Below are 8648 nucleotides of genomic sequence, written 5' to 3'. Positions count from 1 at the left end.
TTCCCCGTTGTCGAACGCGGTAGCCGCCAGGAACGCCGTAGCGGCTCCGGTGTAGCCGAGCGCGATGGTTGCGGATGCGCCAGACGTGGCGGTGGTCAGCGCGTCGAGCGTGACGCGAGTGATCACCGCGTTGTCGGGAATGGTCTGCGCAGAGTCAGCATCGTCGGTCAGTGTGATCGCACCCTGGGCACCGCCCAGGTCCGCGAAGTCATACTGAAACTTCAGATACTTCGGCTGGTCTGCGTCCGTCTTGGCGTTGGTAATCGCGTCGTCCGCCACCTTTGCGGTCGTTACCGCACCGGTTGCGATCTCATTGGAGTCAACACTCTTCGCTGGGTCACCCGGATTGCGTGGGATAAATCCCGTAATGTCTGCCATGATTGGCCTCCTTCAGCAGGAGGGGGCCTTGCGGCCCCCATCCGGGTTAGCTTTCGACGTTCTTCATGGCGAGGACGTGGAGTTCCACGGCCTTGCCAGCGGTGATGGAGATGGAGCCGCCATCCACGATGAGGATGTCGATGGTGTCATCGGCGGACTGGGCAGCAATGCCCACGCCACCGGCACCAGCGCCGCCGCCCAGGAGGGCAACGCCACCGGAGTCGTTGGTCGCTCCGTCGATGTAGCCGTCAACATCAACGCCGGTAATACCGACATCGAAGTCCACGTCCGTGCCCCAGTCTTCCCATTCCAGGTGCATCCCGACCACGACATAGCCAGCGGGGAGCGTGACCATCTGGATCACGTCGCCAGCGGCAGTCGTCGAGGTCGAGGTATACTTCCCGTAGCGGGTGATGAAGTGGCTCTGCGTCGAGAGGACTCGCGGAGTTGCGGTTTCGTTCGTTACCTGTTCACTGTAAACAGTTGCCATTGTTCAGTTCCTCCTTACGCAGCCTCGTTCGTGTTGATACGAACGATCTTCGTCTCTTCGGCACGCGTGGCGGCCATGTCGATGTAGACGGCAAGCTGGATCGCGTGGCCCTTCTCGGGCAGCTCGTCGATCTCGACGCGGATGTCACCGTCCATGCCGAAGACAACCGCGTCCTTGCGGTAGACGTAGACATAACGGTCATTCGTGTCGTTGTTTGCGATGCGCGTGCTCCAGCGGTAGTCGAGGCCAAGGAAGCTGTTGACCTGGCCATCAACGAGGGCGCGCACCGAGTTGTAATCGGCGCTGGTCACTTCAGCGGAGCGCAGGAGCGCGTGCTTGGCGTTCGGGTGAGCAACGCAGAACCACGGCATGGACTCGTCCACATCCTTGCCCTCCAGCAGGGCGCGGGAGCGGCGAAGCTTGCCGATGGTCAGCGGGGTCTCAGTCGTCGAAGCCGAATCGGCCTCGTCGTAGGTGATCGTGATGTCGTGCGAGGGGGTGTTGCCATTGTCGAAAGCGACGCTGGTCGTGCCGTCCTTGCCCGAGTAGGCGGTGCCGTCAAACGCGGCGATGATGATGTCATCCTTCTTGCGCATCGCACCAGCGATGACGGCGCGGACGAACTGCGAGTCGGGCTCAAGAGCCTTGAGCAGGCGGCTGCGGTCGCGGGGATCGAACAGCTCGGTATACTCGTAGCTCTGCTTGGAGATCATGCGCCGCGAACGGGCAAGCTCCTGCGGGGTGTTGGCCTGGTTGCGACCGGTGCGCTCGATGAACGAGGCACTGCCGTAGTAGTCCCAGAACTTCTTCTCGCCCTCAAGGGGCTCATACAGGCAGGTGTCCTGGAGTTTGGACATCTCCTGCTGCGCAAGGAGGCTGACGCCATCCTTGAACACATTTTTCATGTGTGTTTCGACTTGGGCTGCCATGTGCAGAACCCTCCTTCAAAAGTGTTTTTCCAAACAATTTCGGGGGGTTATCTGCCAAGCAGCAGGCCCTACCTTGCGCTACGTGCGCCAACGGCGGCTTTCGCCGCTACCAATGCGGACCCGGTAGGGTTGCCCGCATTCTTCTACCGTATAGAAACCGAACAGATTTGTCAAACGGTTATTTTACTGAATAAAACAAGGGCCCCTTGCGGGGCCCCGTTATCGCGTCACTTAGCGTGTCACAGACGCAGCTTGGCCTGTGTGCCGAACTGCTCGCTGAACGCGTGGGAAATGGCGCAAACGGCCCGCTCGGTATCGTTCGAGCCAGCCACCTTGCCGCCCTCTTTCACGTATTTACGCGCTGCGGCATAGGTCTGCTCCGGGTTTTTCAGGAACTCCTTGAACGCCTCGCGCGCCTCGGTGGGGTCTGCGTAGCGGCCAGTGAACGGATTGCCGGGCTTTCCTTCGTCGGATAGTGCCAGCTCGCAGGAGCGGACCTTGTGCATTGCGTCCAGAACCGGCTTGGCCTTGGCCAGTAGCTCCTTGCGGGCCTGCTCTGCTGCAAGTTCTTCCTCTGGTTTCTCTTCCTTCTTCTCACTCATCGTCTTTCACCTCCATGATGGAATTGAACCCGAGTTCTCCAAGGGCCTTGTAGGCTGCCGTCACCTCCCGCTGGAGCTTCTGCTTGATCGGGTGGTGGTTTTCCTTCTTCCAGTCTTCGGACGCCTGGATTTCGATAACCCGGTCCCGAAGCTGCTGCGGGGTAGTGCTCACGCTTCCGCCTCCTCCTTCGCCGCTGATGATGCTGTCAGGGGCGACCTGCTTGAAGATTCTCTGCATGAACCGGGTCATCGCTCCGTTGTTTCCCAGTCCGGTGGCGTCGAGGAATGTGGCGATGCTGGGGTCATTCTTGGCCAGCTCCGTCACCACGCGCTGCGCGGCGCCCGTCACCTCGTCGTATTTGTCGCCAAGGTCTTTCCGGGCCTCGGCGTCCCACTGCTCGGAGAGTTTGGACATCTGGCTCTCGAACTCGCTGCGGCGACCACTGGCCATTTCCGATGCCTTGCCTGCCAGCTTGTCCCATGCCGACTTGGGAACCCCCGCCCCGGCGGCTTCCTCCCTGAGCGCCGAGAGGATCGTCTTAATGTCGTCGGGCCCATCGGGAAGGGCGTAGTCATCGGGCGACTCCCCCGCTCCAAAGTGCTTTCGCAGCACTCCCAGCCTCTCGCTGGGCTCTTTTGGGACACTCATCATGCCCCCGACCTTGCTCTGGATTTCGCGGTAGCTCTTGGCCAGCCCCGCTACGTCCTTGAATTGGTTGGTGATTGCCTCCCTGCCCTCGAAGTCCGAGGGTAGAAGATCAGCCAGTTCACTCATTTCCTGCTCCTTCCGCTTGCGCGTATTTAATCAGGAGTTCGATTTCATTGTAGAACTCCCGCTTCGCCACTGTTTTTGCCAATGCAATCGGATCGTCGGGGCTCACCGTGTGGAACACTCCCGACATTTCCATGAGGCAGGCCAGAACCCGCTTGCCCTCTTCGCTTCGCGTGAACACGGTCCAAAAGTCCCAAGCCTGTAACTTGAGGGCTTCCATGTCCTCATCGTCGAGCCCGCTGGTCAGCGCTTCACGTTCTGATTCGAGCATCAAGCCCCCTGTTGCGGCAGAGCCTTGGCCACGTCAGCACCGGTGCGCAGGGCTTCCTGAAGCTGCGCGGCCTGCTGAGCCTGCGCGCGGGCCTGCTGGATCTGCGCCACCTCTTCCTCGCTGCGGAGGATTCCGGTAGCATTCGAGCGAATACCCTTGTTTCGGGTGTGCTTGGCCAGGTCGATTGCGTCCACGACCGTGGGGTCCACCGTGGCAAGCTGGAGGGCTTCGGCCACGAACTGGTCCTCCGCCTGCCCGGCAGCCTGCTTCTGTGCCGTGAAGAACGGGGAAACGAACGTCACGTCCACACCAATGCCCAGTTCTTCGAGTTGGGCGAGTTCGGGAAGATCCCCGGCCCGGCGCATCATGTTGACCGTGTTGGCGACGATGGGGCCAAGGAACTCGTAGTCGATCACATCTGCGGGGGCGGCGAGCTTCGAGAGCGCCCGCTCCCTGCGCTGGCGGGATTCTTCTGCGCTGCGGGGTTCAGTCTCCGGGTCATCGAGCGCGTCCCCATGGAACACGGCCTTGATGTCCTGTCGGTCGAGGTTGGTAAGGAACTCGAACGCCCCGAAGTCAGAGGGCGGGGTGATATATTCGGGCGCCTTGCGGCCCACCCTGGTTACTGCAATTCCGGAAGGCCCGGCGTTGAGCTTCATTACCGCTTCGTGTTCAACGCTGAGCACGGGATTGAGCACCCGTCCAAGGCCAATAAGCCCCTGACGGCGCATTTCGGTGGAACCGGACGCAGCCGGGCGGGCAATGTGGCCCTTCCACCGGCCATACTCTTCGCCGTCCACGATCCGGGCCCTGGGAGTCACGAAGGGATTGAAGTCGTATCCCGACTGGCGAACCAGCTCATGGTCCTTGCCTTCGAGGCAAATCCAGTCGGAGGCCCACTTTTTGTTCTGTGCCGGAACAAGGGCCCCGGCGAATCCGTCTTCTCGCTCGTAGACGCACTGGAGATAGCCAACCGGCGTCATCGGGCTTTTCTCCAGCGCATTGATTACGGCGGAGCCGGGGTTCTCGAACTGCTTCATGGCCTCAAGTGCCGGGAGGGTGAACTTGCGGAACACCATGACCACCCGATTCCCCTTGCCAGTGACCCACCAGATGCGGTTCATCGGCACGGTTTCAAACATGAACCCGCCGAATGTTGACCCACGCGAATCCGAATACTTGGGGTTCACCTCTTCCATGTAGAAGCAGGTATTCCCCAGCAGGGAGAACGAACTGAGCGCCTGCGCGGCCTGAACGTAGAAGTTGCTCCCGGCGTAGGTAGCGAGGATGCGATCCTCCACCGCCTTGAGGGCGCGGCGAATCTCCACGTTGGAAGCCAGCTCCTCGCTGAACGGTTCCAGCCTCAGCCATGGCATGTTGCTGGGAAAGATGGTCCCCTTCAGGAAGTTCACGAACGTCTCGTTGGCGAGCATCATGGTCGCGTCGAGGACGCTTTTTACCCGCTTGGAGCCCGGAGTCTTCTTCGAGGTCGAGAGATCGCCGATGAACGGGTCGCCCAGCGAAGCGATCTCTTCCCACGTTTCCTCGTGATTCCGGCGCTCAGGCTTGTTCTTGGCGTATTCCCAGCGGGACATCAGTTCTTTTGCGGTTTTGTTGGCCATCAGTTGATCGCTCCAAAGAAGTCGTATTCCTCGGAGAAGCCGTCTTCGAGGTAGTAAGAGCCCTCAAGGTCCACATTGGCTGCGAAGCGCAGCATCATCACGGCCTTGTGCATTGCGTCGATGAGGTGGTCGTCCTGGTTCCGCTTGGGAAGTCCATCTTCAGACCCATACCGGCCCTTCTCCTTGAGGAACTGCTCACACGACTTGCAGACCTTGAACCGGCCCGTCCTCATTCGCGTGTTCACTTCGTCGAGGATTCCAAGGATTTCGTTCGACTTCTTGCCGTCGAGCGTCATCATGTAGGCCGCCTCGGGAAGCATGGAGAGGCCCATATCCCGGTAGAACTCCGCCAATGATTTACCGGCGCTCATTCGCCCGGCGTCATGCGGCCACGCGATGGGGACAGAAGCGCCACCCATCAGCCGAAGGGCCTCGACGTAGGTTCCGCGACCGTCCACGCCAAGCCTGCTCTTGAATTCGTTGGTCAGGTAGACGGTATCGGTGGGCTCGTGGTAGGCCAGCTTCACCGCAGCAAAGGTTCCGGTGGTGTGGGGAAGGTCGATGCCGATGATCGATGAGCAGTCCTCGGGCACCGAAGAGTCTGCAACGACGATCTCTTCATCGGGAATCTTGTAGATCATGCCCTCGCCAGCGGCGGGGCGGCCCCAGAGGCGGGGGAGTTCGTCATAGGCCCCCACGTAGGTCTTCTTGGCATTCTCGATTGCCGTAGGTGTCAGCCAGTGGGAGTTGTCAATCGTCGCGTAGATGATCTTGGAAAGCTCTGGGTAATGCTCCGCGTCCTTCTCAAACCCCTCGTAAAGCGGGGTGTAGCCAGAGAGCGGACACATGGCGATGTCCAGATAGCCATCGGTAGAGATCAGACGCGCCTTGAGTTCCGAGAGCGCCTTCTGTTTGAACTCCTCGTCGAGGCCGATCCAGTCGATGGTTCGCCCCTGCGAGAACTCCCAACCCGAAGCCTGGGAGAATACGAGGCACGTTGAGTGGCTGGAGCCGTCCCAGACGTATTTTTTCTGGGCATCGTCCCACTTGTGCCAGCGAACAAGGAACTTGTCGATTACGTCGTCGCTGGCCCCGGCGCGCTTTTTAATGCTCTCGACCACCAGGGAATCGAGGGGAATTGCCCCCGTTCCTCGGGCATGGGCCGGTCCCAGTAGGCCGGGCTTTGAATCAAAGCCCACGATCAGGTTGTCGCGGGTCTGAATCGACTCAAGGGAGCCCATCATAATCGTGGTGGGGTGGTCGAACATGACGCCCGTCCACAGGAGATTCCCGTGCTCATCGCGCGGATACCGCCCATCCAGGTGATAGGACGCCTTGATCTTCAGAATCGTGGATTTCCCGGATGTCTGGTTGGACCCCGAGAACATGGTGTATTTGGCAAGCGAATTCAGAAACTCAAGCTGGGGCTTCGAGGGCACGAAGTAGTCCCGCATGTTGAACCTGCGGTCGTGCTTCATCGCCTCTGCGGCAAGGTAGGCGTCAACTTCGCTCAATTGACCTCGCGCGCCTCCACGTCGATTGTCGCGTATTCCCGAAACGCCTCAGCCCTCTGGGCACGCAAACGAGCCACTTCATCGAGATCGGCCCTTGCAGCATCGAGCAGCTTCGCCCTCTCTTCAGCGGGAAGGGACAGGAACTTGGTCGTCGGGTCCGTGATGTCCTTGGTGGTCGATTCCTGCTGGCGGAAGGATTCCTTCGGCACGAACTTGCTCATGGCCGAGACATATCGCTCCTGCGCCTGAACGGCCTTCAGGTAGTTGGGCCAGTCCTGCTCGTCCTTCAAAAACCGGCGAACTTCTGACAATTCCTCAATCGTGTCCACGGTGTCGTCAGCCAGGTTCCCCCGGGCGAAGGCGTCGAGAATGGTGTCGATGGAATTCAGGCCCTTGTGACGCACCCGGTCACGCTGCTCGCGCTCGACGTTCGTCAGGCCCTCAGGGTTGCCGGTCTGGCCCTTGAGAAACCCGCCCCTTCCGGTCGTATTTCCCCTGTTGGACATATGGCCCAGCGCGGCCCTGATCTGTGCGTCATACTCCGGCGTGCGCTTGCGATACTTCATGAAGCTCTGTTGCCGAAGCCCCAGTTCTTCAAGACTCTGCCCAAGCGGCTTACCCGCCCTCACTGAGTCGAGCACTTTCGGGGCTAGGGTGTCCCAATCTATGGCCGGGCCGCGCTTTGCCATTTGGTAAATATACGGTATTGTGATCCCAGAAATCAACCAGTTGTTTTACACACCAAAACAGGTCAATTGATCGCCCCGTAGATGAACGTCCGCAGGGCCTTGTCCAGGTCGAACTGCACCCACACCCACTCGGGCATCGGCTCGCCAAAGACCCACCTCTCGAAGCAGGCGTCCCAGACGATCTGATGCCAGAGGTTCACTTCTTCTTCTTTTTGCGGGCCATGGCCTGGTCAAGGGCCTTGAGGGCGTTGTTCGTCGCGTTGTTGGTGCTCTGCTTCTTCTTCTTCGGGGGCGGTTGGTTTCCAGCCATAGGGAAATCCTCCTATGCCGAACAGAATACCGTATAAAACACCCGTTCTACAAGATAAAAAACCAAAGAAAAAGGCCCAGACTTGCCTGGACCTCTCTCTCGCTGGTAATCAGCCAGCAAACCCCGGTTTTGGAGAACCGTAGAGCCTCATTCTACCAAATCACGGCCACCTGTCAATCGCAGAATGCCGAGTTTTCACGAGCTATCACCGAGAATTCGGCACTTTCGGGGTTTCACAGGCCGGGCACGCGAACGAGAACGGGTCATCAGACAGGCAAAACCGCCCGCAACGGTCGCAGCGATGCACATAGGGCGCTTCAGACGCCTCCGTGTCCATGAGAACATCCATCGCGCGCTCCAGCTTTTCGCGCGTAAGTGGCTCTCCTGGTCCAAACGTCCCAGAACCAGAGTAAATCGCGTATCCGTCGCCCTTGGCTGCGTTGTGCTTGCTATCCATTCGGCGAGTATACGGCAAAAGCCCCGTGTGTGGAAGCTCGATTTTGCGCGGGGGGTTATGAGAGGGGATGCGCGCTCGCTTGGGGGGCCCAGGGGGGGTGCCTCGGATTGTGGCCAGGATTGGGCCCACTCAGCCCCCAATGCTACATATCCCGTGAATATACAGCACGCTGGGGCCAATGATTTCAATGGGTTAGCCAAATCGGGCGCCAAATCATGGGCATTCGTGGCTGTGTGGCGGGTTGTCAATGCCCCCCTTAAGTGACAGCCAGTGCCACTGAGCGGCCATGCTGGGGCAATTGGAGGGAGCAGGACAACTGGACTGGTCAGTCCACTAGCCTCTAACGCAAATGCACTCAATCTGAGGGGTTTTACTTCATTCCGGCACCCTACCCCTTGCCTGCCATTTACTCTACTCACAGTGGGTTTATTTGCGTCCTGGGGCATGTTGCGCGGTGCGGTCAACTATGGGTTATCGGCAACATTGCCAGTGGGCTGATTGGTGGCGTTTGAGGCATACCGAATAATACCGAAAGTCTTGTTACAGTTTCGGGGCCTTTGCTGAAATAGCTTGCACGGTATTGGGGAAACAGCATAGTATCAGGCTATCAACCC

10 protein-coding genes are annotated in these 8648 nt (G+C 59.4%); all 10 read right to left on the bottom strand.

Going from position 1 to position 8648, the window contains the following annotated elements:
* Nucleotides 1–378, bottom strand: a 378-nt coding sequence (locus tag KDH09_03370) for a hypothetical protein (GenBank protein ID MCB0218710.1), incomplete at its 3' end; no start/stop codon positions are given.
* Between the two features lie 46 nt (nucleotides 379–424).
* The gene (locus tag KDH09_03365; protein MCB0218709.1) at nucleotides 425–868 is read right to left on the bottom strand and encodes a hypothetical protein; all 444 of its coding nucleotides are present in this window, start codon (nucleotides 866–868) and stop codon (nucleotides 425–427) included.
* 14 nt (nucleotides 869–882) lie between these two features.
* On the bottom strand, nucleotides 883–1797 hold the full coding sequence (locus KDH09_03360) for a hypothetical protein (protein ID MCB0218708.1): 915 nt from the start codon (nucleotides 1795–1797) through the stop codon (nucleotides 883–885).
* 239 nt (nucleotides 1798–2036) lie between these two features.
* Nucleotides 2037–2399, bottom strand: a complete 363-nt coding sequence (locus KDH09_03355; GenBank protein MCB0218707.1) for a hypothetical protein — start codon at nucleotides 2397–2399, stop codon at nucleotides 2037–2039.
* Complete coding sequence (locus tag KDH09_03350) at nucleotides 2392–3174, bottom strand: hypothetical protein (protein MCB0218706.1); 783 nt, start codon at nucleotides 3172–3174, stop codon at nucleotides 2392–2394. Before KDH09_03350 ends, KDH09_03355 begins: the two co-directional genes overlap by 8 nt.
* Complete coding sequence (locus KDH09_03345) at nucleotides 3167–3442, bottom strand: hypothetical protein (GenBank protein ID MCB0218705.1); 276 nt, start codon at nucleotides 3440–3442, stop codon at nucleotides 3167–3169. The genes KDH09_03350 and KDH09_03345 overlap by 8 nt, the downstream gene beginning before the upstream one ends.
* Nucleotides 3442–5064 (bottom strand): hypothetical protein, encoded by a 1623-nt coding sequence (locus tag KDH09_03340; protein MCB0218704.1) that lies wholly within the window; start codon nucleotides 5062–5064, stop codon nucleotides 3442–3444. Before KDH09_03340 ends, KDH09_03345 begins: the two co-directional genes overlap by 1 nt.
* Nucleotides 5064–6578: a hypothetical protein gene (locus KDH09_03335; protein ID MCB0218703.1), complete on the bottom strand. Its 1515-nt coding sequence runs from the start codon at nucleotides 6576–6578 to the stop codon at nucleotides 5064–5066. The genes KDH09_03340 and KDH09_03335 overlap by 1 nt, the downstream gene beginning before the upstream one ends.
* Nucleotides 6575–7207 (bottom strand): hypothetical protein, encoded by a 633-nt coding sequence (locus KDH09_03330; protein ID MCB0218702.1) that lies wholly within the window; start codon nucleotides 7205–7207, stop codon nucleotides 6575–6577. Before KDH09_03330 ends, KDH09_03335 begins: the two co-directional genes overlap by 4 nt.
* A gap of 122 nt (nucleotides 7208–7329) precedes the next feature.
* A complete protein-coding gene (locus KDH09_03325) occupies nucleotides 7330–7467 on the bottom strand; it encodes a hypothetical protein (GenBank protein MCB0218701.1) in 138 nt (45 codons plus the stop codon).
* Nucleotides 7468–8648: the final 1181 nt, after the last annotated feature.

This window comes from Chrysiogenia bacterium, assembly GCA_020434085.1.
Classification (GTDB): Bacteria; JAGRBM01; JAGRBM01; order JAGRBM01; family JAGRBM01; genus JAGRBM01.
The sequence above is the reverse complement of the archived record's forward strand: the minus strand, read 5'-3'. Positions and strand labels throughout refer to the sequence as shown.